This window comes from Streptomyces thermoviolaceus (assembly GCF_045209695.1).
Taxonomy (GTDB): Bacteria; Actinomycetota; Actinomycetes; order Streptomycetales; family Streptomycetaceae; genus Streptomyces; species Streptomyces thermoviolaceus.
This window is the reverse complement of the sequence record NZ_CP109280.1, coordinates 4,910,434-4,934,060: the sequence shown is the minus strand read 5'-3', so window position 1 is coordinate 4,934,060 and position 23,627 is coordinate 4,910,434. Positions and strand designations below refer to the sequence as shown.

The 23,627-nt window shown below is 73.1% G+C and carries 17 protein-coding genes; 8 read left to right on the top strand and 9 right to left on the bottom strand.

From position 1 onward, the window contains the following. Window positions 1-206 precede the first annotated feature (206 nt). From OG899_RS21480 to OG899_RS21465, 4 genes are read left to right on the top strand one after another with little or no spacing between them, the layout of a single operon-like run. Window positions 207-1,037, top strand: coding sequence for a glycosyltransferase family 2 protein (locus tag OG899_RS21480; RefSeq protein WP_125498488.1), 831 nt, complete (start codon window positions 207-209; stop codon window positions 1,035-1,037). Then, entirely contained in the window at window positions 1,034-2,032 is a 999-nt protein-coding gene (locus OG899_RS21475) for a glycosyltransferase family 2 protein (RefSeq protein WP_356849484.1), read from the top strand. Before OG899_RS21480 ends, OG899_RS21475 begins: the two co-directional genes overlap by 4 nt. After that, window positions 2,029-2,832, top strand: coding sequence for a polysaccharide deacetylase family protein (locus OG899_RS21470; protein ID WP_125498486.1), 804 nt, complete (start codon window positions 2,029-2,031; stop codon window positions 2,830-2,832). The genes OG899_RS21475 and OG899_RS21470 overlap by 4 nt, the downstream gene beginning before the upstream one ends. After that, on the top strand, window positions 2,825-6,613 hold the full coding sequence (locus OG899_RS21465) for a lipopolysaccharide biosynthesis protein (RefSeq protein WP_125498485.1): 3,789 nt from the start codon (window positions 2,825-2,827) through the stop codon (window positions 6,611-6,613). Before OG899_RS21470 ends, OG899_RS21465 begins: the two co-directional genes overlap by 8 nt. 187 nt (window positions 6,614-6,800) lie before the next feature. On the opposite strand, the gene OG899_RS21460 is transcribed toward OG899_RS21465, so the two are convergent. Then, window positions 6,801-8,222: a GH39 family glycosyl hydrolase gene (locus tag OG899_RS21460; protein WP_168130769.1), complete on the bottom strand. Its 1,422-nt coding sequence runs from the start codon at window positions 8,220-8,222 to the stop codon at window positions 6,801-6,803. A 134-nt stretch (window positions 8,223-8,356) separates the two neighbouring features. Here OG899_RS21460 and OG899_RS21455 point away from each other — a divergent pair, with 134 nt between their 5' ends. Further along, entirely contained in the window at window positions 8,357-9,451 is a 1,095-nt protein-coding gene (locus OG899_RS21455; RefSeq protein ID WP_251504568.1) for a DUF5925 domain-containing protein, read from the top strand. 73 nt (window positions 9,452-9,524) lie between these two features. Then, window positions 9,525-10,298: a DUF72 domain-containing protein gene (locus OG899_RS21450; RefSeq protein ID WP_406311120.1), complete on the top strand. Its 774-nt coding sequence runs from the start codon at window positions 9,525-9,527 to the stop codon at window positions 10,296-10,298. A 123-nt stretch (window positions 10,299-10,421) separates the two neighbouring features. On the opposite strand, the gene OG899_RS21445 is transcribed toward OG899_RS21450, so the two are convergent. Next, window positions 10,422-10,793, bottom strand: coding sequence for a GntR family transcriptional regulator (locus OG899_RS21445; protein WP_168130772.1), 372 nt, complete (start codon window positions 10,791-10,793; stop codon window positions 10,422-10,424). Between the two features lie 154 nt (window positions 10,794-10,947). Here OG899_RS21445 and OG899_RS21440 point away from each other — a divergent pair, with 154 nt between their 5' ends. Together OG899_RS21440 and OG899_RS21435 are read left to right on the top strand one after the other, a co-directional pair. Beyond that, window positions 10,948-11,877, top strand: coding sequence for a GNAT family N-acetyltransferase (locus OG899_RS21440; protein ID WP_168130773.1), 930 nt, complete (start codon window positions 10,948-10,950; stop codon window positions 11,875-11,877). A gap of 514 nt (window positions 11,878-12,391) precedes the next feature. After that, window positions 12,392-12,526 (top strand): hypothetical protein, encoded by a 135-nt coding sequence (locus OG899_RS21435; protein ID WP_125498479.1) that lies wholly within the window; start codon window positions 12,392-12,394, stop codon window positions 12,524-12,526. Between the two features lie 107 nt (window positions 12,527-12,633). On the opposite strand, the gene OG899_RS21430 is transcribed toward OG899_RS21435, so the two are convergent. The 7 genes from OG899_RS21430 to OG899_RS21400 all read right to left on the bottom strand — a co-directional run bounded on the left by OG899_RS21430 (window position 12,634) and on the right by OG899_RS21400 (window position 23,520). Beyond that, window positions 12,634-13,509 (bottom strand): triacylglycerol lipase, encoded by an 876-nt coding sequence (locus tag OG899_RS21430; RefSeq protein WP_125498515.1) that lies wholly within the window; start codon window positions 13,507-13,509, stop codon window positions 12,634-12,636. Between the two features lie 517 nt (window positions 13,510-14,026). Beyond that, window positions 14,027-15,004, bottom strand: a complete 978-nt coding sequence (locus tag OG899_RS21425; protein ID WP_125498478.1) for a DNA polymerase thumb domain-containing protein — start codon at window positions 15,002-15,004, stop codon at window positions 14,027-14,029. Continuing rightward, window positions 15,001-18,606, bottom strand: a complete 3,606-nt coding sequence (locus OG899_RS21420; protein WP_168130774.1) for a DNA polymerase III subunit alpha — start codon at window positions 18,604-18,606, stop codon at window positions 15,001-15,003. The genes OG899_RS21425 and OG899_RS21420 overlap by 4 nt, the downstream gene beginning before the upstream one ends. A 375-nt stretch (window positions 18,607-18,981) precedes the next feature. Further along, window positions 18,982-20,061 (bottom strand): S1 family peptidase, encoded by a 1,080-nt coding sequence (locus OG899_RS21415; RefSeq protein ID WP_053324283.1) that lies wholly within the window; start codon window positions 20,059-20,061, stop codon window positions 18,982-18,984. Window positions 20,062-20,465: 404 nt separating this feature from the next. Further along, window positions 20,466-21,371 (bottom strand): S1 family peptidase, encoded by a 906-nt coding sequence (locus OG899_RS21410; protein WP_053324284.1) that lies wholly within the window; start codon window positions 21,369-21,371, stop codon window positions 20,466-20,468. Between the two features lie 233 nt (window positions 21,372-21,604). Next, entirely contained in the window at window positions 21,605-22,384 is a 780-nt protein-coding gene (locus OG899_RS21405; RefSeq protein ID WP_125498475.1) for a DUF1684 domain-containing protein, read from the bottom strand. Continuing rightward, window positions 22,381-23,520 carry an LLM class flavin-dependent oxidoreductase gene (locus OG899_RS21400; RefSeq protein ID WP_168130775.1) on the bottom strand — a complete coding sequence of 380 codons (1,140 nt, stop codon included), beginning with the start codon at window positions 23,518-23,520 and terminating at the stop codon, window positions 22,381-22,383. Before OG899_RS21400 ends, OG899_RS21405 begins: the two co-directional genes overlap by 4 nt. Between the last annotated feature and the right edge of the window lie 107 nt (window positions 23,521-23,627).

Here is a 23,627-nt window from a genome sequence, read left to right as displayed (position 1 = left end):
CGTGCCCGGTGGTCCGAGGGCCGCCGGGCCGTGCCGCGCGACCGGCTGCCGTCCGTACAGGCAGCCCGGCCAGCTTTGCCAGCTCACCCCGCGGGCACGCGTGAGCGCTGCGCCGTGCCCGGGGGCGAGAACCCCCCTTTCGACCCGGACACACAGCCGGGCCGCCCGGCCACGGGCGGTCCGCCGGACGAGAGGGACACCGAGTCATGAGTTCCGTTCTCCACCCACCGTCCTCCGGTCAGGATCCGTCACCGACAGCGCAGTACCGGCCGATCACGTCGCACCTGGCGATCGCACCGCCGGTGAGTGTGGTGATTCCGGCCATGAACGAGGCGGAGAATCTGCCGTACGTCTTCAAGACCCTTCCCGCGTGGATACACGAAGTGGTCCTGGTCGACGGCAATTCCACCGACAACACCGTCGAGGTGGCCCGCGAGCTGTGGCCCGGTGTGAAGGTCGTGCGGCAGCAGGGCAAGGGCAAGGGCGACGCCCTGATCACCGGGTTCCAGGCGTGCACCGGCGACATCATCGTGATGGTGGACGCGGACGGCTCGGCCGACGGCGGCGAGATCGTCTCCTACGTCTCCGCGCTGGTCTCCGGCGCCGACTTCGCCAAGGGCTCCCGCTTCGCCAACGGCGGCGGCACCGACGACATGACCTTCATCCGCAAGCTCGGCAACCGGATCCTGTGCGCGGTGGTCAACCGCAAGTTCGGCGCCCGCTACACCGACCTGTGCTACGGGTACAACGCCTTCTGGCGGCACTGCCTGGACAAGATCGACCTGGACTGCACCGGCTTCGAGGTCGAGACGCTGATGAACATCAGAGTGGTCAAGGCCGGGCTGAAGGTGCAGGAGATCCCCAGCTACGAGTACCTGCGCATCCACGGCGCCAGCAATCTGCGGGCCGTGCGGGACGGGCTGCGGGTGCTGAAGGTGATCCTCAAGGAGCGCTCCAACCGGCGTGAACTGCGCCGCCAGGAGCGGCACTCCCCGCTGCTGGCCGCGTACCCGGCGGACCTGGGGGAGACGTCTTGAGCTCTCCCGGCATCTCCGTCGTGATCTGCGTCTACACCGAGGACCGCTGGGAGGACATCCTCGCCGCGGTCTCCTCGGTGCGGGCGCAGTCCCGGCCGGCCCTGGAGACGCTGCTGGTCGTCGACCACAACACCGCGCTCGAGGAGCGGCTGCGCAGCCAGTACAAGGAGGCGGACGACGTGCGGGTGCTGCCCAACGCGGGCCCGCGCGGACTGTCCGCCGGCCGCAACACCGGCGTCGCGGCCGCCCGCGGCGAGATCGTCGCCTTCCTCGACGACGACGCCGTGGCCGAACGGGACTGGCTGCGCCACTTCGCCGGGCACTACGCCGACCCGCGGGTGATGGCGGTGGGCGGCAAGACCGTGCCGGTGTGGGCGTCGGGCCGGCGGCCCGCCTGGTTCCCGGAGGAGTTCGACTGGGTGGTCGGCTGCACCTACCGGGGGCTGCCGCCCGGCACGGTCCGGGTGCGCAACGTCCTCGGCGGCAACGCCTCCTTCCGGCGCAGCGCCTTCGACGTGGCGGGCGGCTTCGCCACCGGCATCGGCCGGGACGGGGACAAGCGCCCGCTGGGCTGCGAGGAGACGGAGCTGTGCATCCGGCTCACCCGGGCCCGGCCGGACGCGGTCCTGCTGATCGACGACCGGGCGGTCATCCACCACCGGGTGCCCGGCGACCGCGAACGGTTCCGCTACTTCCGCACCCGCACCTACGCCGAGGGCCTGTCCAAGGCGCTGGTGGCACGCAGCGTCGGCACGGCCCAGGGGCTCGAGTCCGAACGCCGCTACACCACCCGGGTGCTGCCCGCGGGCGTGGTCCGCGGGCTGCGGGACGCGCTGCTGGCCCGGCCGGGCGGCGCGGGCCGGGCCGGCGCGATCGTCGCCGGGCTGCTGACGACGGCCGGCGGCTACGCCGTCGGCAGCCTGCGCGCCCGCCGCGGCGGCACCCGCTTCCAGGTGGTCCGCATCGCGGACGGCGAGGGGGGAGGAACGAGATGAACGCACCCGTGCCGGTGCTCATGTACCACGCGGTGGCCCGGGAGCCGAACGAGGCCACGCGCGCGCTGTCGGTGTCGCCGGAGGCGTTCGCCGAACAGATGGCGGTGCTGGAGGACCTGAACCGCCGTCCGATCACCACCGCGGAACTGGCCGCGCACTGGCGGTCCGGCGGCCGATCACCGCTGCCGGAGAACCCGGTGCTGATCACCTTCGACGACGGCTACGAGGGCGTGCACCGCCACGCCCTGCCGCAGCTGGCCAAGCACGACTTCACCGCCACTCTGTTCGTCTCCACGGGCTGGCTGCGCGGGGCCTACGACACCGGCGGCGGCCTGGACACGATGCTGGACTGGGACCAGGTGCGCGACCTGGCGGCCGGCGGGGTGGAGATCGGCGGGCACAGCCACACCCACCCGCAGCTGGACCAGCTCGACGACGACGCCCTGTGGTCGGAGCTGATCCGCTGCAAGGAGATCGTCACGGCCGAACTGGGCAGCGCACCGGTGTCGTTCGCCTACCCCTACGGCTACTCCGACCGCAGGGTGCGCCGGCGGGTGAGGGCGGCCGGCTACCGCCAGGCGCTCGCCGTCGGCAACGGCCTGGCGCGCCGCGCGCAGGGGCCGTACGCCCTCCAGCGGCTCACCGTGCGCCGTTCCACCACCACCGAGGAGTTCGCCCGGATGGTGCAGGGCCGGGCGATAGCCCGGACCTTCGCCGTGGACCGGGCCCTCACCAAGGGCTACGCCCTGGTCCGCAGAGCCCGACAGGTCCGCCGGAAGGCCATTCGTACCCGTGTCTGACACGACGACCACCACCGAGGCATCGGCCACCGCACCCGAAGAGTCCGAACAGCCGCGCCGCCGACTGCGCCTGCCCGGACGGGGCCGCTCCCCCGGCGGCAGCCAGCTGTTCCGCAACGCGTACGCGCTGATGCTCAACACCGGGATCTCCGCGGTGCTGGGCCTCGGCTTCTGGCTGGTCGCCGCCCGCTACTACACCGACGACGCCGTCGGTCAGGGCTCGGCCGCCATCGCGGCCATGAAGTTCCTGGCCGGACTGACCGCGGTCACGCTCACCGGCGCCCTGGCCCGTTTCATCCCGGTCTCCGGGCGGGCCACCGGCCGGCTGATCGCCCGGACGTACGCGGGCAGCTGCCTCGTCGTGGCGCTCGCGGCGACGGTGTTCCTGCTCACCCTGGACACCTGGGGTCCGTCCTACCGCTTCCTGCACGGCCTGACCCACGGGCTCGGCTTCATGGTGGCGGTGATGGCCTGGAACGTGCTGACCCTGCAGGACGGGGTGCTCACCGGGCTGCGCAGCGCGACCTGGGTGCCGGTGGGCAACACCGTGTTCTCGGCGGTTAAGCTGGCGCTGCTGGTGCTGCTGGCCGCGGCGGTCCCGACGGCCGGTGTGTTCGTCTCCTGGGTGGTCGCGATCGCCACCTCGGTGGTGCCGCTGGGCTGGCTGGTCTTCCGGCGTCTGGTGCCCCGCCACGTCAAGGCCACCGAGGGGCACGCGACGCCGCCGACGCTGAAGGAGATGGGCCGGTTCCTGGCCGGTGACTACACCGGCTCACTGTTCTCCCTCGCGGTGACCTACCTGGTCCCGGTGATCATCGCCTCGCAGGTCAGCTCCGCGGACAACGCCTACTTCTACATCACCACCACCATCGGCGGCACCGTCAATCTGCTCGCCGTCAACATGGGTGCCTCGCTCACCGTGGAGGGCTCGCACGACCCGGCGCGGCTGGCCGCCAACACCCGGGCGGCGCTGAAGCGCATGGCCCGGATCATGGTGCCGGTCTGCGGTGTGCTGTTCCTGCTGGCGCCGCAGATCCTGCGCGTCTTCGGCGAGGGCTATGCGCAGGCCGCCACGCCGCTGCTGCGCTGGTTCGCGGTCGGGGCGCTGCTGCGGGTGGTGATGGAGACGTACTTCGCGGTGCTGCGGGCGCAGAGCCGGACCGCCGGGCTGGCCTGGCTGCAGGGCCTGCTGTGCGTGCTGGTGCTGGGGCTGACGCTGCTGTTGCTCCCGCGGATGGGCCTGACCGGCGCCGGTGTCGCGGAGATCTCCAGCCTCGCGGTGATCGTCGCGATCGCCACGCCCAGGCTGTACCGGATCCTGCGGGCCGCGCCCGCGGCGGCGCAGGCCGAGGCACCGGCGAAGGACACCGCCGGTACGGGCACGGACGCGGCCGACGATGCCGAGGAGGAGCAGCGGACGGAGCTGGTGCGCTCCGCCACGCCGGCGCTGGGCGTCCACATCGACTTCGACCACGTGGAGCGCCGGCCCGACGTCCGGCCCGGGCCGGGCACCCCGCCCACGGGTGTCGCCGTGCCGCCTCCCGGGCAGCCGGACGTGCCGGACGCGCCGTTCACCACCGCCGAACGGGCGGTGCTGCCCGACCCGCCGGCCGTCCGGGAGGGACGGGCGGCCGTCGTCGAGGCGGCGGGGCACGGCGAGCGGGGCCCGGATCGCCCGCAGTCCGGGCCGGACGTCGCGGCGCGGCCCGCGGCGGACGCCGGTCCCGCCGGGACCCTCCCGCTCTCCTGGCGGCAGCGGCTGCTGCCCACCCGCTCCGGAGTGGTCCTCGGCTGTCTGCTGATCGCGGCGCTGCTGCTGTACTGGGTGCCCGCCGCCCGGCTCGGCGACGGCGATCTGGACCGGATGGGCGGGCTCGGCCTGATCTCGGTGCTGCCGCTGCCGACGCTGGCCGGCGCGGCGCTGCTGATCACGGTGTTCGCCGCGCTGCTGTGGCTGCGTCGCGAGCACCGGACGCTGCTGCTGGTGACGCTGCTGGCCACGGTGGTGTCGCTGCATGCGCTGCCGGCGGTGATCGAGACCGAGCCGCGGTTCGCGACCGCCTGGCAGCACCTGGGGTTCCTCGACCACATCGACCGCACCGGCACCGCCGTGCCGGACCTGGACGCCCGCTGGAGCTGGCCCGGGTTCTTCGCGGTGGCCGCGTTCGTCGCGCGGGCCTGCGGGCTGAGCGACCTCACCGAGGTCGTCCGCTGGTGGCCGATGACCGTTCAGCTGCTGTATCTGGCGCCGATGTTCCTGCTGGCCCGGTCGCTGCGGGCGAGCTGGCGGGCCCGCTGGACCGGCGTGTGGATCTTCGTGCTCGGCGGCTGGGTGGGCCAGGACTACTTCTCGCCGCAGGGCTTCACGTTCCTGCTCTATCTGGTGTTCGTGGCGATCCTGCTGGTCTGGTTCCGGCCGCCGCGGATGCTGTGGGCGTCGGTGCGTCCCGGGGAGGCGGAGGTCGAACCGGCCGGGCGTCGGCAGCGTGCGGTGCTGCTGGCCGTGCTGATCGGGTTGTTCGCGGTCACCGTCCCCGCCCATCAGCTGACCCCGTTCGTGATGCTGGGCGTGGCGGCGGTGCTGGTGCTGGTCGGCCGGTCGGAGCTGCGCGGGCTGCCGCTGCTGTGCGGGGTGCTGGTGCTGTTCTGGCTGGGTTTCATGGCCGAGCCGTACTGGTCGGGGCACTTCGACGAGCTGTTCGGCGGGGTCGGTGGCATCGGCAGCAATGTCTCGACGTCGGTCTCGGGCCGTATCGAGGGCGGCGACCCCACCCACAAGCTGGTGCTGTACACGCGGGTGCTGCTGGCCGGGACGGTGCTGCTGCTGGCCTGCTGGGGCTGGTGGCGGCGGCGTGAGCACAAGTACCGGGAGCGTTCGCTGCCGGTGCTCGTCCTCGTGCCGTTCCTCGGGTTCGGTCTGCAGTCCTACGGCGGCGAGATGGCGCTGCGGGTGTTCATGTTCGCCCTGCCCGGGGCGGCGCTGCTGGCCGCGCTGGCGCTGTTCCCGCGGGCCGGGGTCACCGCCGAGGAGCGGCAGAAGGACCGGGTGAGCCTGGCCCCGCTCGCCGCGCTGCTGACCGGGCTGCTGCTCATGGGCGGCTTCCTGGTGGCCCGGTGGGGCAACGAGCCGTTCGAGCGGATCCGGCCCGGCGAGGTCGCGGCGATGGAGTACGTCTACGCCCACGACAAGCCGACCGTGCGGGTGCTGTGGCTGAGCAGCGACACGGTGGACAACGTCACGCCGGCCATGCCGTGGGGCGCGCGGGACATGGAGCGCGTCGACTACCGGCCGACCCAGGCACCGGCCGACCCGGTGCTGGTGGGCGGTCTGGTGAAGGCGCTCGAGGACGCCGGCCCGAACTCCTATCTGATGATCAACACCAGTCAGGTGGAGTATCTGCGGCTGGCCGCGGGCTACTCGCCCACCTGGGAGTCGCGGCTGGTGCGCAATCTCGACCAGCGGCCGGAGCTGAAGAAGGTCCTCGCCAACGACGACGTGACGATGTACGCGCTGCGCACCCCGCCGTCCGGTGAGGTGCCCGAGCCGGCTCCGGGTCCGGCGGGCCCGAAGGTGACGTGGACGCCGTGGTCGGTGGCCGGCGGTGTGGCGGCGCTGGTGCTGGTGGTGCTGCTGGCCGCCCGAGAGGTCGTCCGGGTCGCGGTGCGGCCGGGGGTGCGTCAGCTGCGGTGGCTGCAGGGAAGTCTCTGGTTCTCGCTGCCGTTGCTGGCTCTGCTGGTCGTCTCGGTGGTGCAGCGGTTCCTGACCATGGGGCGGACCTGAGGGTCGTGAGGGTCGTGACGCGTCCGCCTTCTCCGCGTGGCGGGCGCGTCCGGCCGCGGGTGCGGCGGCCGGTGACGTGGCCTCGGCCGGGCGTGCGGCAGCCGTGACGTGACTTCAGCCGGGCGTGCGGCAGCCGTGACGTGGGTTCAGCCGCAGGTGCGGCGGCCGGTGAGGTGGTGCGTGCGGTTCACCGCTCGAGCCACCTCACTTCGTAGCCCTGCATCGTGAAGCGCCGGCCGTCGACCTGGGCGCTGATCGCCCGGTCGAGAGTGTTGACCACCAGGACGGTGTCGTCGTCGGCCAGGACCCGGACGTTGGGCACGTCGTCCGGGGCGACGGAGACGTTGCGGTAGGTCGTGCCGGGCGGGAAGGCGCGGCTGAACCGGGTGAGCAGGTCGTACAGGGGCAGGGGCCGGCCGCCGTCGGCGGTGTCGGTGGGGGTCCACAGGCAGCCGGGGCAGTCGGGGCCCTTCTCCTCCTCCGGGTTCCAGTAGAAGCCGGTGGTGGCGCCGCCCTTGGCCATGGCGATCATCCCGGCGGCCTGGACGGCGACCCGGTGCGGCTCGGACCAGCCCTTGCGGTCGTCGTTGCCGTCGGCGGGTTCGACGTAGTACTCGGCCCACCACAGCGGCAGGTCCCGTGTCTGCTGCCGCACCCACCGTCCGACGGCCGTCAGCTTGTCCGTGGCGGCGAACTCGTCGGGCAGCAGTGCGTCGTCCTTGGTGTAGCTGGAGCCGTCGACGACCACGAAGTCGGCGCCCGCCTTGTGGGTGTTCCAGTAGGTGAAGGCGTCCAGGACCCGCTGGTCCATGGCTCCCCACGGGCCGCGCACCTCGCTGGAGGCGTACTGCGTCCGCCGCGGGTCCACGCTGTCCATGACGAGGTACGGCCCGCCCACCATGATCTTCGGGTTCACCTCTTTGAGCGCCCGGTGGACCAGGTTGTACAGCTCGGTGTACCCCTCGTAGTCCCAGCGGTCGGCGGCGTCGTTCCAGAAGCCCTTGAACTCGTTCCAGACGATGAAGTGGCGCACGTCCGGGTAGCGCCGGGCGACGGTCGCGGCGAGGTCGGCGAAGTCCTCGAAGTGGTCCGGTGTGGGGGCGGTCTCCAGGGCCTGCTGGCTCCAGTCGGTGTTGTCCGCGCCGGGGCGGCCGCCCTTCATCCAGTCCGGTGCGCAGCACAGGGTGATCACCGGGGTGCCGCCGGAGGCACGCATGAAGTCCACCCGGCGGTCCAGCGCGTCGAAGTCGTACCGTCCCTTCACCGGCTCGGGGTTGTCGGCGCCCCAGCCCATGATGGCCTGGTTCTGCGGCAGTCCGGTGTTCTTCGCCAGCATCGCGGCGACCCGGTCCGTGGCGGCGTCGCTGCCCTCGTCGGCGCTGAACCGGGTGTGCGTGAAACCCCAGCCGACCGACGGCTCGTCCGCGTGGCGCGGCGGCCCGGGCGTGCCGTGCACCCGGTCCCCGTCGCGTGTGGTGCCCTCGGTGCTCGGATCGCCCGGCAGCGCGGTGACCAGCGCCACCACCAGAGCCACTACGGCCGCGCCCACCCCGAGCAGCGCGGTGAGCCGCCACCGCCCCGCCCCCGTGTCCCACCCATGACGTCCCATCACCCACCACAGTACGGGCGGAACGAGCGCTTCGGGCGAGGTTCTCGGCCAGCCTCGGGGCGCACACGCGCGACACGGGTCGTGCACGGTGGAAACCGGGTGCGTCCGGCACCCCGGTGACGGATCATGACGGCATGTCCGCGAACCCGCACGACGCCCTGCCGATCCGGCTCACCGTCGACGACTCCGACTCGCCGTCCGACGTGGTCGACGCGCTGTTCCTCGGCCGTTTCGCGACGGGCGAGCAGCCCTGCGCGCACACGGCGAGCATCGACCGGGTGCGTCCCGGTGCCACGCTGCTGCCCGAGGGCGCCCGGGTGCTGCGGGTGGCCCGCGACGACGACCGCAGTGCGACCCTCGCCGAGGGCGACGGCTGGACCCTGCTGGTCTCCCGCTGGAACCGGGGCGCCGACGTCACGGTCACCGCGACCAGCTCCGAGCTGGCCGAGGAGATCCTCCGGCAGGCCACGCACGGTGCGGCCGACGACCCGGAGCCGCAGCCGGAGAACGTGACGATGGGCTTCTGGTACCTCTCCCCGCGGCGCGGCCCGCACCGCACCACCCGGCAGATCACCGCGGGCGCCTGGGACGAGGTCCGGGCGAACTACACGGCACCGGTGGCCGAAGCCCTGGACCGTCTGATGAAGACCACGCCCGAGGACATCGCCGGGCGGCTGCTCCTGCTGCACGGCCCGCCCGGCACCGGCAAGACCTCGGCGCTGCGCACCCTGGCCCGCAGCTGGCGCGACTGGTGCCAGGTGGACTGCGTCCTCGACCCCGAGCGGCTCTTCGCCGACGTGGGCTATCTGATGGACATCGCCATCGGCGAGGAGGACCCGGCCGGCAGGAGCCGCTGGCGGCTGCTGCTCCTGGAGGACTGCGACGAGCTGATCCGCGGCGAGGCCCGGCACACCGCGGGCCAGGCCCTGTCCCGCCTGCTCAACCTCACCGACGGCCTGCTCGGCCAGGGCCGCAACGTGCTGGTCGGCGTGACGACCAACGAGGACCTGGAGCGCCTGCACCCGGCCGTGGTCCGCCCCGGCCGCTGCCTGGCCCGGATCGAGGTGGGCAAGCTGACCCGGCAGGAGGCGGTGGCCTGGCTGGGCACCGAGGAGGGCGTCTCCCGCGACGGCGCCACCCTGGCCGAGCTGTACGCCCTGCGCCGCGGCACCTCCCCGACGGCACTGCCGGAGCAGCGGGAGGGGGCCGGGGCGGGGTTGTATCTGTGACGGAAGCCGGGGCGTGCGGCCGCGGCGGCTGCACGGAGCGCGGGCATCGACCGTCCGGTGTTTCGATGGGGGTATGACCCTGTTCGTCGGGACGTCCGGCTGGCAGTACAAGGACTGGCGCGGGGTGCTGTACCCGGAGGGCTGTCCCACCCGGCTGTGGCTGGAGGAGTACGCCGCCGCGTTCGCCACGGTGGAGTGCAACAACGCGTTCTACCGGCTGCCGGAGCGGACGACCTTCGAGGCGTGGCGCGAGCGGGTGCCGCAGGGCTTCGTCGTCGCGGTGAAGGCGAGTCGCTTCCTGACCCACGTCAAACGGCTGAAGGACCCCGGGGAGCCGGTGGAGCGCCTGATGACGCGGGCGGCGGGCCTGGGCGACCGGCTCGGCCCCGTGCTGCTGCAGCTGCCCCCGACGCTCCGCGCCGACCCCGGCCTGCTGGACGCCTGCCTGGCCTGCTTCCCGCCGGACACCCGCGTCGCGGTGGAACCGCGGCACGACTCGTGGTGGCCCCCGCGCATCCGCGGCGTCCTCGAAGGGCGGGGTGCCGCCCTGTGCTGGGCCGACGTCCGGGCCCACCCGGTCACTCCGCTGTGGCCGACCGCCGACTGGGGCTACGTCCGCTTCCACGAGGGCCGCGCCACACCGTGGCCGCGCTACGGGCAGCGGTCCCTGGAGTCCTGGGTGGACCGTATCGCGACCGCCTGGCCGGACGTGCCGGACGTGTACGTGTACTTCAACAACGACCCCGGGGGCGCCGCGGTGCGGGACGCGGTGGTGTTCGCCCGGGCGGCACGGCGCGCGGGCCTGACGGTGACCCGCACGCCGGAGCGGGTGCCGGCGCCCGGCTGACGCCGGTGTGCGCCCGGTGCCGCTCACAGGTGGACCATGCCGCCGTCCGCCTCGCACAGGCGATACGGTCGGGCCACCGCGCACGGGCGTACGGCCGGCCATCGCGCACGGGCGTACGGCCGGCTATCGCGCGTAGGCCGCGCGCAGCGCGTCGCGGACCGCGGCGAGCGCCGCGTCCTCCTCCAGACCGAGCCGGCGCACCCGCTCGGCATAGGTCTGCGCGGCCTCGGCCGCCTGGCGCTCGGCGGCCGTGCCGGCCGCGGCCACGAAGGTGCCGTTGCGGCCGCGTGTCTCGATCACACCGTCGCTCTCCAGCGCCCGGTAGGCCTTGGCGACCGTGTTGGCCGCCAGCCCCAGCGACTCGGCGAGCGCACGCACCGTGGGCAGCCGGTACCCCACCGGCAGCGCCCCGGAGCGCGCCTGCTCGGAGATCTGCGCCCGCACCTGCTCGTAGGGGGGCGTCGCACCGTCCTGGATCCGGATCTGCAAGGTCACGGATGCGATTGTCGCGCACCCGGAGTACGGGCGGTGCACAGCCGACGGCCCGGCACCGCGACCGCCGGGACCGGGCGACCGGGCGACCGGCGCGACCGGCGCGGCCCGGAAAATCGGAGGCGGTGTGCGGCTGCCCTGCGTAGCCTGCGCCGCCATGACCGTCATCGTTCGTGAGGTGCGCGCCGACGAGCGCGCCGACCTGGAGGGCTTCGCCCGCGTACGGCACCGGGCGCTGCCGTGGATGCTGTACACCGCCGACGCGCTGGCCCACGACCTGGCCCATATGCCGCCCGAGGCGCACTGTCGCCCACTGGTGGCGGTCGCCGACGGGGAGGTGATCGGGACGGCACAGGTGCATCTGGTGCACGACAGCAGCGAGCCCGGCGTGGGCAGCGTCAATGTGTACGTCGATCCCCGGCACACCGGCCGTGGCGCCGGCGGCATGCTGGTGCGGGCCGCCGAGGAGTACCTGGCCGCGCTCGGTGCGGTGCGGATCTGTTCGTGGGTGCTGGACGAGCCGGGCAACCGCGCCTTCGCCGAACGGCGCGGCTACCGCAGCGGCCGTTCCGCCCACTTCCTCCGTCTGGACCTGGTGCACGGGGCGCTTCCGCCGCTGACGGACCTGCCGCCGGGTGTGCAACTGCGCCGGGGAAGCGACTTCGCCGACGATCCGCGCCCGCTGTTCGCGCTGGACGCGGAGACGACCGCCGACGAGCCGGGCGACGTGTCGTACGAGCTGACCGACTACGAAGCGTGGCTGGCGGAGACCTGGCGGCATCCGCTGTTCAGTCCGGAGCTGACGTCGGTGGTCCTGGTCGACGGCCGTCCCGCGGCGTTCACCGTGGCCCGCACGGACGGCGGCACCCGGTACGGCACCTCGATGACGGGCACCGCCCGCCCGTTCCGCGGCCGGGGCCTGGCCAAGCTCGCCAAGACCGACTCCCTGCACCGGGCCCGGGCCGCCGGGTTCCGCGAGGCGCTGACCGGCAACGACACCGGCAACGGGCCGATGCTGGCGATCAACAAGTGGCTCGGGTACGAGGTGTGCGCCACGGAAGTGCGTTACCTCCGCGACCTGGGCTGACGCGTCCGCTTCCCTCTCCCCACGGCCACACATCCTCGCTCATGGGTTCGACTTCGATGTGGCCCGCGAGAGGGGCGAGAAGAGTGAGGACGCGATCCGTGGGTATGCCGACCGGGGTGAGCGTGCCCCAGACACCCTCGGCGAGGGCCGGCCGCCCCGCCGGGCGCAGCCCCGGCCACCAGTGCCGCAGCGCACCGGCGGGGCCGGACGACGTCCACAGCGCAGGGCGCACACCGCCGACGCGGCAGCCCGGCTCGAGGACGCCGGTGGCCGTGACCGGCAACCGGCCACGCGGCCGCTCGTCCCGGGCCGCCCACTCGTGCGGATCACGCAGTCCATGACCGGCCGCCTCCACCGGTCGTCGCACGCGCACGCACGGCACACAGGGTGACCCCGGCCACTGACAGCCGGTTCGTGACGGCCACCACAGACAGAACGGCATCGATCAGGAACTCTCACCCGAAAGGTCTACCTCCGGGAGAACACGGAACCCGGGGAGACGAAGGAGGCAGCGATGCGCCGTATCACCGTGCAGAAGCTTCCGAGGAAGTCGGACGCCCGCCGGATCCGGGAGGAGGCCGACGAACGCCCCGGCGGACGGCCGGAGGTGCGCAAGGACATCGCCCGCACCTGGTGGCCGGACGCCTGACCCACTGCTTCAGGGGCACCTGCGCAGGGGTGCGCGGTCCCCGCTCCCGGATGGCGACGGGGCCCGCCCGACGCTCGGGTCGGACAGGCCCCAAGTGGATCGACCGGTCAGCTGACGGCGGAGGCGCAGGTGGTCGGGGTGGCGTGGGCCGGATCGAGAGCGTTGGCCACCTCGTGGTGGGCGATGCGGTCGGTCAGAGCGATCGCCAGGTGCCCGGACACGTCGGCCGGGCACAGGTCCTGCAGCAGCACGTTGTGCACGTCGGAACCGCTCAGGAACTGGCTGCGCCAGGGCGTGACGACCTCGTCGTACCGGGTGGCGATGACGGTGTAGTGCACGCCGGGCACGGTGTCGCCGCCGGCGTTCAGCTCGGTGAGGAAGTCGGAGCCGGCGATCTGGTCGGCGACGGCGGGGGTGGCGATGTCGAGCAGGCCGCTCGCACCGGGGAAGTACTTCAGCAGCTCGGTGAGACCGAGCAGGGTGGTGCCGTGGTTGCTGGGGGCGATGCCCACAAGGGCGTTGACCTTGGCCGCACCACCGAGGAACTTCAGGTAGTAGCGGGGCATCATGCCGCCCTGCGAGTGGCCGACGATGTCGACCTCGTCGGCACCGGTGGCCGCGAGCACCTTGTCGACGAAGGCGGACAGCTCCTGCGCCGACTTCTCGATGGGCCCGAGACCGTAGAAGACGGGGACGCCGGGCAGCCGGCCGTAGTCGAAGGAGTAGACGCAGTACCCGCGGTTCGTCAGGTACGGGGCGAGGGACAGCCAGTTGTCGACGGAGTTGCCGAAGGTGCCGTGGACCAGGACGACGGGGCGGGGGTGGGCCGTGGACGGCTTGCAGGTGTAGTCGTTCCAGCCGGAGCTGGTGGCGCTCGCGGTGGAGGTGTCGGAGGCGTGGGCGGCGGCAGCCGGGACGATGGCGACGGCGACGGCCAGGAGCAGCGCGGCCAGATGTCTCAGCGCTCGCGCGACAGGCAGCATCATGCGATCTCCTTGCGACACGAGGGAGGTGCGTGGCACTACGCCCCTGTGATCCGGATCACGGAGGATGCTGTTCATTCGTCAAGTTACGGGCCGGTAGTCCGGGTGTGAAGGTGTGCGTCGACAAAAAGTCCGACGGAGTTGGGGAATTGAGGTCGGGCGCTTGCGAACGGAACGTCAGACAGAAGTCGCCGTGCGGCCGTTCAGGCGGGCTGCGGCGCAGGGTCGCCGGGGGTGAGCGAACCACGGATGCCTGCGGGAGACGACACTAGGATCAGACCTCGGTGAGGCATCACGACAGGACCTCAACGGGCGGGAGGTACCTTTTGCCGGAATCGATGAAACTCATGAAAACCACGGCTCCTGCGCCGTAAACCCGCAGGTCGCGCACTCTGCTCCCCGCGCACGCGGGGATGGACCCGGCTGCCATACACGGAACGCGACCGGAGCCGCCTGCTCCCCGAAAACCATGGACAGCACGCCCTGCGCGCTCCGCTCCCCGCACACGCGGGCCTCCTCAAGCCGCCCAACCCCCCAAAGTCCCCGGCATCACCGCCCGCGGACCGAACCTCGCCCTCGCCCGGTCCGCGACCTTCTCGATGCGGCGGGCCTTGTCGTCGGCGGGGTCGAAGCTGAGCTGGTGGGTGGCCTGTTCGGCGGGGGTCAGGCCCTCGGTGCGCAGAGCGAGGGCACGGACCCGGGCGCGTTGCAGGCCCAGGGACTCGTACATGCCGTAGGCGGTCCGGGTCAGGGCCGGCGAGTGGGCGGTGGGTTCGGGCAGGGTGCGGGTGCGGGTCGTGGTGGACCTGTCGGCGTAGCGCACGGTGAGGGTCAGGGCGCGGCAGACCGTGTCGGAGGTGCGCAGCCGGGCGCCCAGTTCCTCGGCGGCCGACAGCAGGGCCCGGCGGTGGCGGTCGGGGTCCAGCTCGTCGCGGTCGAAGGGGCGTTCCGCGGTCAGGGAACGCGAGAGGGAGTCGGGGACGACCCGGCCGCGGTCGATGCCGTTGGCTTTCTCGTGCAGTTCGCGGCCGGTCCTGGCGCCGACCAGGCGCTGGAGCGTGGACAGGGGTGCGGCGGCGACCCGGCCGAGGGTGTCCAGGCCGTACTCGCCCAGGGTGCGGGCGGTGGCCGCGCCGACGCCGGGCAGTGCGGTGACGGGCTGGTCGGCGAGGAACGCGGTGACGGCGCCCTCGGGCACCGCGCAGGTCACGCCGGGGCGGGCGGCTCGCCGGGCCATGCGGGCCAGCATCGGGCCGGGGCCGGCGCCGATGAGGCAGTCGACGCCGTAACGGGCGAGGGCGCGTACCCGGATCACCGAGGCGAGGTCGACGGCGTCGCGCCCGAAGTAGCGTTCGGCGCCGCGCAGGTCGGCCAGGGCACCGTCCGGCGGCAGTGCCTGGACCACCGGGGTGAACTCCTCCAGCAGTCCGAGCAGTTCCGGCAGGGCCGTCTCGTCGGGCGAGGGCAGCTGGAAACGTACGCAGAGGACGGTCATCCCGCACTCCCTGGACTCTGGTGCCACAACTTCCTTCCGCTGGGGGTTCCTTCGCCGGCCGGCCGCAGGTCCGCCCAGGGGTGCATCCGGTAGCCGGTGGACATGCGGATCCGGCGGCCGGCCCGGGCGGTCTCCAGCGGGTCCTGGGCGGCGGAGCCGGCGGGGGCCGGCCGGCCGTCCGAGCCGGCGAGCCGGGCCCGCAGCGCGCCCGCATCGTCGCCGTCGCGGTCCGGCACGCCCCGCGCGTCCCGCACGCCCTGCGTGCCCGCGCTGTCGCCGTCCCGCGCACCGTGCGTGTCCCCGCCGGCCGAGCGGGCCAGGCGGGCCGCCACCTGCTCCAGGCCGCCCTCGGCGCGCAGGGCGGCCAGGTCGGCGAGGTTCCAGGCGGCGGTTCCCACCACGCTGAGACTGTGCGGGCCGCGTCGCTGCACGGTGCCGCGCACCAGCAGCAGCCAGGAGTGGAAGACGGTGTGCGCGCAGGCGTCGTGGGAGTCGTCGAAGAAGGCGAGGTCGACCAGGCCGGTGCCGTCGTCCAGCGTGGTGAAGATGACCCGTCGGCCGGAGCGGATCGGCGGGGTCTGGGTGGCCGCCTTGGCGCCGGCGACCAGTACCGTCTCGCCGTGCCGGACCTCGCGCAGCCGGCGGGCGGAGACCACGCCGAGCTCGTCGAGGAAGGCCCGGTGGTCGTCCATCAGGTTGTGGGAGACGTCCATCGACAGCACGCCCAGTTCGGCGCTGAGCCGTTCGGCGTCGGACAGGTCGGGCAGGCCGGCCGCGGCGGTCTTCCGGCCGCCGGACAGGGGCAGCTGTCCGCCGCCGGCGCCGCGGGTGCCGCGGTGCAGCTCGGCCAGGTGCAGTTGCAGGTCGCGGCGGTTGGCGCCGAAGGCGTCGAGCGCGCCCACCTGGGCGAGCCGGGTGGCGACCGGGCGGCTGGGCCGGGCCCGCTCCCAGAAGTCCAGCAGCGAGGCGTACGGCTGGCCGTCCGCGATCCGCCGTGCCTCGGCCTCGCTGATGCCGTGCACGTCGGACAGGGCCAGGCGAAGTCCCCACATACCGGACGAACGACCCCGTGTCACCCCCTTGGAATCAGACACCAGTTCGATGCGATGAGCGACTCCCGACTTGTTCACGTCCAGCGGCAGGATCGGCACCCCGCGCCGCCGCGCGTCCGCCAGCAACAGCCGCTTGGGATACATCCCGGGGTCGTGGGTGAGCAGTCCGGCGTAGAAGGCGGCCGGGTGATGGGCCTTCAGCCAGGCCGACTGGTACGTGGGCACGGCGAAGGCGACCGCGTGCGCCTTGCAGAAGCCGTACGAGCCGAAGGCCTCGACGATCCCCCAGGTGCGCTGAATCGTTTCCGCGTCGTATCCGCGGGCCGCCGCGCTCTGCGCGAACCACACCTTGATCCGCCCCTGCGACTCCGGGTCGGACAGCCCGCGACGCACCCGGTCCGCCTCGTCGCGTCCGCAGCCGGTCATGATGTCGACGATGTGGATGATCTGCTCGTGGAAGACGACGACGCCGTACGTCTCCTCCAGCGGCCCGCGCAGGTCCGGGTGCGGATAGCGCACCGGGGCCCGCCCGTGCCGGGCCTCGATGAACGGCCGCACCATGTCGGCGGCGACCGGGCCGGGCCGGAAGAGGGAGATGTCCACGGCCAGGTCGTGGAAGGTCGCCGGCTGCAAGCGTCCGACCAGGTCCCGCTGGCCGGGCGACTCGATCTGGAAGCAGCCGAGCGTCTCGGCGGAGCGGATCAGCCGGTACGTCGCCGGGTCGTCGTCGGGCAGGGCGTCCAGGTCGATGCGCTCCCCCGTGGCCCGCTCCACCTCGGCGACGGCGTGCGCCATCGCCGACTGCATCCGCACGCCCAGCACGTCCAGCTTGAGCAGGCCGAGGTCCTCCACGTCGTCCTTGTCGAACTGGGACATGGGAAAGCCCTCGCCGCTGGTGGGCACCACCGGGGTGCGCGCCGGCAGGGAGGCGTCGGACAGCAGCACCCCGCAGGGGTGCATGGCGACCCCGCGCGGCAGCGCGTCCAGGGCCTCGACCAGCTCCCACAGCCTGCCGTACCGCTCCTGCTCCCCCGCCAGCTCCTTCAGCTCGGGCAGCTCCTGAAGGGCCGCGCGGGCGTCGCGGGCGCGGATGTGCGGGAAGGACTTGGCGATGCGGTCGATCTCGGCGGGGTCCAGGGACAGGGCGGCACCCACGTCGCGGATGGCGTGGCGGACACGGTACGTCTCCGGCATGGAGACCGTGGCGACCCGCTCGGCGCCGAACCGGTCGATGATCGCCCGGTAGACCTCCAGGCGGCGCGCGGACTCCACGTCGATGTCGATGTCGGGCAGGACCATCCGCCGCTTGGACAGGAAGCGCTCCATCAGCAGTCCGTGCTCGACGGGGTCGGCGTGGGCGATGCCGAGCAGATGGTTGACGAGGGAGCCCGCGCCGGAGCCGCGCGCGGCGACCCGGATGCCCATCTTCCGTACGTCGTCCACGACCTGGGCGACGGTGAGGAAGTAGGTGGCGAAGCCGTGGTGGGCGATGATGTCCAGTTCCTCGTGCATCCGCTCCCAGTAGGCGCGCCGGCCGGCGTAGCCGCGCAGCACCATGCCGGCGGCCGCCCGGGAGGCGAGCGTGCGCTGGGCGGTGCGGCGGGCGGCGCCGACCAGGTGCGGCTCGGGGAAGTGGACGGTACCCATGCCGAGGTCGTCCTCGGGGTCGACCAGGCAGGAGGCGGCCGTGGTCTCGGTCTGCTCCAGCAGGCGGAGGGCGGTCTCGCGCCGGAAGCCCGCGGACTCCACGATCCGCTCGGCCGCGTGCAGCATGGCTCCGGGGTCCTTCAGCCAGGCCTCACCGGAGTCCCGTTCCTTGGCGGCGTCGACGGGGACCAGGCGGCGGGCGGCGTCCAGGACGTCGGCGACCGGGCCCTGGCCGGGATCGGCGTAGCGGACGGCGTTGCTGAGCACGGGCCGGACGCGCTGTTCGGCGGCGAAGCCGACGGTGCGGGCGGCCAGGCGCAGGGAGCCTGGCCCGGTGCCCGTGCGGCCGTGCCAGACGGCCTCCAGGCGCAGGGCGTCGCCGTAGACCTCGCGCCAGGGCACGAGGAGCCGTGCGGCCCGGTCGGGTCGGCCCGCGGCCAGCGCCCGGCCGACGTCGGAGTCGGGGCCGAGCAGCACGATCAGGCCGTCGCCGTGGTTGTCGGACCAGGCGAGCCGGGGTGTCCCGTCGGCGGTGTGGGCGGCGGTGACCAGGCGGCACAGGTCGGCCCAGCCACGGGCGCCGTCCCGGGCGAGGAAGGTCACGCGGGGGGCCGACTCGTCGACGAAGGCGCCGCCGCGCACCGGTGCCCGGCGCCGGGCGGGCGTCTGCTGCCCCGCCGGCTCGGGCCCGGCCACCGCCAGGTCCACCCCGAACAGCGGACGCACCCCGGCCGTCGCGCAGGCCTTGGCGAAGCGCACCGCACCGGCCAGGGTGTCGCGGTCGGTGAGCGCGAGGGCGTCCATGCCCCGTTCGGCGGCACGCTCGGCCAGCCGCTCCGGGTGCGAGGCGCCGTAGCGCAGGGAGAACCCGGAGACGGTGTGCAGATGTGTGAAGCGCGGCACACACACCTCCCGCCTCGTGAGCCGGTCCGTCCGAACCCGGTCTCGAACATCAGTTCACTGCCCTACGACACCACCATACCTCCCTTCTCGAACATGCGTACGACATCCGTTCGACCGCCTCCCACCTGCGCAAACGCGCCCCGGCACCCCCGCCGCCGCGCACCAGGGGGCACGGGAGACACCGGAACGCCGGAAGACCCGGAGAACGGAGAACACAGAGCACGAAGACCCGGAGAACACGGAGAACCCGGAGAACCCGGAGAACCCGGAAGGCGCGGGGCACACGGACAACGCGGAGAGCCCCGCCCTCGCGCGTGCGAGGACGGGGCTCGTCGTGGATGCCGGACGGCGGAAACCGGCCGGCCCGGCGCTGCCTCAGCCGATCTGGGTGCCGGTCGCCGACAGCGCCTCGGTCACCGGCTGGAAGAAGGTCGTGCCACCGGAGGTGCAGTCGCCGCTGCCGCCGGAGGTCAGGCCGAGAGCGGTGGAGCCGTCGAACAGCGCGCCGCCGCTGTCACCGGGCTCGGCGCAGACGGTGGTCTGGATCAGACCGCTGACCGTGCCCTCGGCGTAGTTCACGGTGGCGTTCAGGCCCGTGACGGTGCCGGTGTGCACCTGGGTCGTCGAACCGCTGCGGGTCACCTGCTCACCGACGGTGGCGTTGCCCGCCCGGGTGATCTGCTGGGTGGAGCCGTTGTAGAGGTTGACCGCGCTCGGGTGGTCGACGTCGGCGGTGTACTCGACCAGACCGTAGTCGTTGCCCGGGAAGCTGGACGCCGCGTTGCGGCCGATCACCCTGCCGCTGGAGTCCGACCAGGTGCTGATGGCGTCGGTGCAGTGACCGGCGGTGAGGAAGTACGGCTGGCCGTTCTTGACCACGTTGAAGCCGAGCGAGCAGCGGCCGCCCGAGCCGGTGATGGCGTCACCGCCGGCGATGAAGGAGCGGAACTCGCCCTGCGTGCGCTTGATCTCGGCCTTGTCGCCCAGGGTGTCGACGACCTTGGAGAGCTTGGCCCACTTGTCCCCGGTCACCGTGCTGTCGACGGTGACGACGACCTTGTTGGTGACGGGGTCGGTGACCCACGAGGTACCCGGGATGGTCGCGTCCTTCGCCAGCGTCGCCTGGGCGGCGTCCAGCTCGGCGAGGGTGTGGCGGACGATTCTGGCCTTCGCGCCGGCCTGCTCCACCTTCTGGGCGGTGCCCTTGTCGAGCACGTTGACCACGAGCGCCTTGGACTCGGCGTCGTAGTAGGTGCCCGCCGTGGCGCCGTCGATGTCCTTCAGCAGCGTCGAGGCGAAGTTTCCGGCCTCCGACGCGGACAGGACCTTGGCCTGGGGAACCTGCGCGGACTCACTGGCGTTCGCAGTCTGGAAGCTCATGCCCGCGGCGATGAGCACGGCGATGCCCGTGCCCGCCAGGGCCTTACGGCGCATGGAAATACGACGGTTGTTCAATTGATGTCCTCCTGTGGGGGGTTCGACACCGGAGATTGTGGGGACCTCGCGGCGCCGAAAGGATTGACCGGCGCCCACTATTCCGATCCGCGACGGGCGCACACAAGGTCGAGTTCTGGACGTGTATACGTCAACCGACGTACGTCCCCTGCGCTGCGCGCGCCCGAGGTCATCGCCCCTGTGTTCGCAGAGCAAACGCTACGAGTGAGTAACTTGTCGACGCACCGTGAGGTTTAGTCCTGTCTGAAAACGATCGGTGTTCTGACAGCTGCTCACCGGGCGCCGAACGGGCGCGGACACGACGAGCCCCCGTACGCCCGGTGCGCGTACGGGGGCTGTGACTGCTGTCGGCCGACAACATCAGGACTCGGACCGCCGGGCGGTCCGGCAGGGGCGGGGGGACGTCAGTAGACGTGGACCCCGTAGGCGTTGAGCGCCTCGGTGACCGGCTGGAAGAAGGTCGTGCCGCCGTAGGTGCAGTCGCCGCTGCCGCCGGAGGTCAGGCCGTAGGCGATACCGCTGTTGGAGTACAGCGGACCGCCGGAGTCGCCGGGCTCGGCGCAGACCGTGGTCTGGATGAGACCGGACACGATGTCGCCGCCGCCGTAGTTGACGGTGGCGTTGAGGGCGGTGACCCGGCCGCTGTGGGTGCCGGTGGTGGAGCCGCGCCGGTAGACGGTCGTGCCCACGGACGGCGTGCCCGCGCTCGTGATGTCCACGCTGCCCACGGTGCCGGACTTGTCCACCGAGCCGTTGGTGTAGCGCACGATGCCGTAGTCGTTGCCCGGGAAGGACGACCCGGCGGTGGTGCCCAGCGTGGTCGTGTGCGAGGAGTTCGACCACCAGGTGCCGGCACCGTCGGTGCAGTGACCGGCGGTCAGGAAGTAGTAGTTGCCGCTGTTGTCCTGGACGTTGAAGCCCAGCGAGCAGCGCCAGCCGCTCGCGTAGATGGCGTCACCGCCGGAGATGAACTTCTTGAACGTGCCCGGGGTGCGCTTGATGGTCAGCGCGCCGGCGTTGGCTCCGGCCTCCTGCTTGATCTTGTCGATCTCGGCCTGGGAGACCCTGCTGTCGACGGTGACGACGACACGGTTGGACTTGCTGTCGACGGCCCAGGCGGTGCCCGGGATGTCGGCCTTGAGCACCGAGTCGCTCGCCTTGGTGAGCTGGGCGGTGCTGAAGGTGGTCACCTCGGTCGCGTTCGCGCTGGGGACCGCGAACGCGGCGGCGGCCACGAGCCCGGAGGCGAGGGCGACCAGCCGGGTCGGTCTCGCGATGCCGCTGCGGGGGGTGGTGCGCTTGATCCTCACTTCGTTCCTCCACCAAGGAAGTCGGGGGCCCGTGTGGGGTCGGGGCCCGTGAGGCGCAGCCAGGGGCGCACTCCGGATTCGGATGGTTGTGCCCCTGACAAGCGCTGTGGGGGAGTATTCGGCCGAACGGACGGTCGGCGCAAGAGTGCCTTTCGGCCGCACGGCACGGTCCGGGTCGCTCCAAGCGCGGTGATCCGGCCATTTCTGACGGTGTGCCGGCACAGCACCCGGGCCTAGCGCAGGGTGCGCTCCCCCGCCGGTATCGCGAGGTCCAGGGTGTTCCCGGGCGGCGGGAAGGGGCAGAGGAAGTGCTCGGCGAAGGCGCACGGCGGCAGCACGGCCCGATTGAAATCGGCCGTGGTGCGCCCCTCCTCGTCCGGGGCGTCGGCGTACAGGAACCGGAAGCGGAAGCTGCTCTTCCCACCGGTGGCGTCGGCGAACACCGCCCACAGCCTGCCGTCCGGCTGCTCCGCGACCCGGAGCGTGTGCTCGCGACCCTCCAGAGGGAAGGCCAGCTCCCCGGCGAGCGCGAGCCCGCGGGTGCGGCCGTCGGCGTTGGGCACCCGGACGGTGCGGCTGTCCGGGTACGGCGTGAAGCGCGCCGGCACCGACCAGCGGGCATCGTACGGGGTGGCCGAGATGCCGCGGAACGCCCGGCGGGCCGGGGAGGAGGGGTCGTAGACCCGTACGGCCCACTCCCCTTCGCGGACGAGCACGACCAGCCGGCGCTCGCCCAGCGCGACCCGGGCGTCGGCGACCGGCCCGCTGTCGGCGCCGAGCCGGACCCGGCCGGTGACGGGCCGGCCGTCGACGGTCAGCCCGTCGGCCTCGCCGGCCTCGAGCACGACCGCGTCCCCGTCGGCCCGCCATGTGCCGGGGAGGTCCGCGAGGCGGCCGTCGGGACGGTCGTGGAGCCAGTGCGTGCCGGTCAGCGCGAGCGGCCCGTAGGGGGCCGACACCGCCTCGGTGCGGTCCTCGTGCCACTGCTTCCAGCGGGCGGATGCGTCCGTCATGTGATCAGCCTTTCCTCGGGTGGCCGGGTGGCCGGACCGGTTGCCGGGTCGGACGGGGGCCGGGCCAGCCCCAGATGCTCGCGCAGGGTGCTGCCCGGGTAGAACGTGCGGAACAGACCCCGGTGCTGAAGGACCGCCACCGTGCCGTTGACCAATCGTTCCAGGTCACGGACCGGTTTACGGGGAACCAGGAGAAAACCGTCGGCGGCGCCGTCGCGGTACCAGGCGGCGATCAGCTCGGCCAGGTCGACCGGGCCGCCCCGGTACAGCGGCCCCGGTGCGGCCCGCCGCGGCCGCCGTGTGCCGTGGCCGAGCGACCGGCCGCGTTCGAACGAGGCGAGCCCCCAGGCGGGTTCGGCCACGTACTCCAGGCCGCACAGGTCGACCGCCAGACGGACCAGCACCCGCAGGGAGTCCGGGTGCCGGCCGGCCTGTCGCGCGGCGGCGCGCAGCCGGTCCCGTGCCGCACCGGCCTGTTCCGCGCCGGCGGCGCGGACGAGCACCACGTCGGCGTGCCGGACCGCCGGGCACCGGGCCGGGTCCTCGGCGTCGACCATGCACACGGGCCCGCCCTGCGGGGACGGCGGCACGTCCGGTCCGGTCGCCGACGGCCCCCCGCCGCCCTCTTCGTCCCGGCCGCCACCCTCTTCGTCCCGGCCGTCGGCGTCCGGCGGCCGCCCGTCGCGGCCGGCTCGGGTGCCCCGGGTGTCCCGGGTGTCCCGGATGTCCCGCCCGGCTCGGGCGCCTCGGTCGTCCCGGCGGTCTCCGCTCTCCCCCGCACCCGGGCCCTCGCCCCTGCCGGACGGGCCGGGGAGCCGGACGAGTTGACCGGCCCGGCCCCCGCTGAACCGGTCGAGGGCCGCGACGGCCGCGGGGACGCGGCAGGGGCCCGGGTGCGGTGCGGCGAGGACGGGGACCAGGCCGATGCGACGGGTGGCCGCCGCCGCGCGGGTGAGGACGGTGAGCGCGCCCGGGCCCGGCCGTGCGGGTTCGTCGCCGAGGGTGACGAAGTCGAGGCCGCCGCGCTCGGCGAGCCGTACCGCGTCGACGCAGGGACCGGTGCCGCCGTCCGGCGGCACGGCCCGGTCCACGGCGGCGGCCAGATGCAGCAGCCCGCGGCCGTGCCGTGCGCTCATGCGGGCCGTCCCTCTCCCTGCGCGGGCGCGGCTTCCTGCGCGGGCGCGGGTTCCCGCACGGGTGCGGGCGGCCTGCGGCATGCTCCGTGCGCAGGTACGGGCGGCCT

What these genes read in the sequence shown, in the direction of transcription:
- OG899_RS21480 (WP_125498488.1), top strand. Translation starts at nt 207, where the DNA reads ATGAGTTCCGTTCTCCACCCACCGTCCTCCGGTCAGGATCCGTCACCG.
- OG899_RS21470 (WP_125498486.1), top strand. Translation starts at nt 2,029, where the DNA reads ATGAACGCACCCGTGCCGGTGCTCATGTACCACGCGGTGGCCCGGGAG.
- OG899_RS21460 (WP_168130769.1), bottom strand. Translation starts at nt 8,222, where the DNA reads ATGGGACGTCATGGGTGGGACACGGGGGCGGGGCGGTGGCGGCTCACC.
- OG899_RS21455 (WP_251504568.1), top strand. Translation starts at nt 8,357, where the DNA reads ATGTCCGCGAACCCGCACGACGCCCTGCCGATCCGGCTCACCGTCGAC.
- OG899_RS21450 (WP_406311120.1), top strand. Translation starts at nt 9,525, where the DNA reads ATGACCCTGTTCGTCGGGACGTCCGGCTGGCAGTACAAGGACTGGCGC.
- OG899_RS21440 (WP_168130773.1), top strand. Translation starts at nt 10,948, where the DNA reads ATGACCGTCATCGTTCGTGAGGTGCGCGCCGACGAGCGCGCCGACCTG.
- OG899_RS21435 (WP_125498479.1), top strand. Translation starts at nt 12,392, where the DNA reads ATGCGCCGTATCACCGTGCAGAAGCTTCCGAGGAAGTCGGACGCCCGC.
- OG899_RS21430 (WP_125498515.1), bottom strand. Translation starts at nt 13,509, where the DNA reads ATGCTGCCTGTCGCGCGAGCGCTGAGACATCTGGCCGCGCTGCTCCTG.
- OG899_RS21425 (WP_125498478.1), bottom strand. Translation starts at nt 15,004, where the DNA reads ATGACCGTCCTCTGCGTACGTTTCCAGCTGCCCTCGCCCGACGAGACG.
- OG899_RS21405 (WP_125498475.1), bottom strand. Translation starts at nt 22,384, where the DNA reads ATGACGGACGCATCCGCCCGCTGGAAGCAGTGGCACGAGGACCGCACC.
- OG899_RS21400 (WP_168130775.1), bottom strand. Translation starts at nt 23,520, where the DNA reads ATGAGCGCACGGCACGGCCGCGGGCTGCTGCATCTGGCCGCCGCCGTG.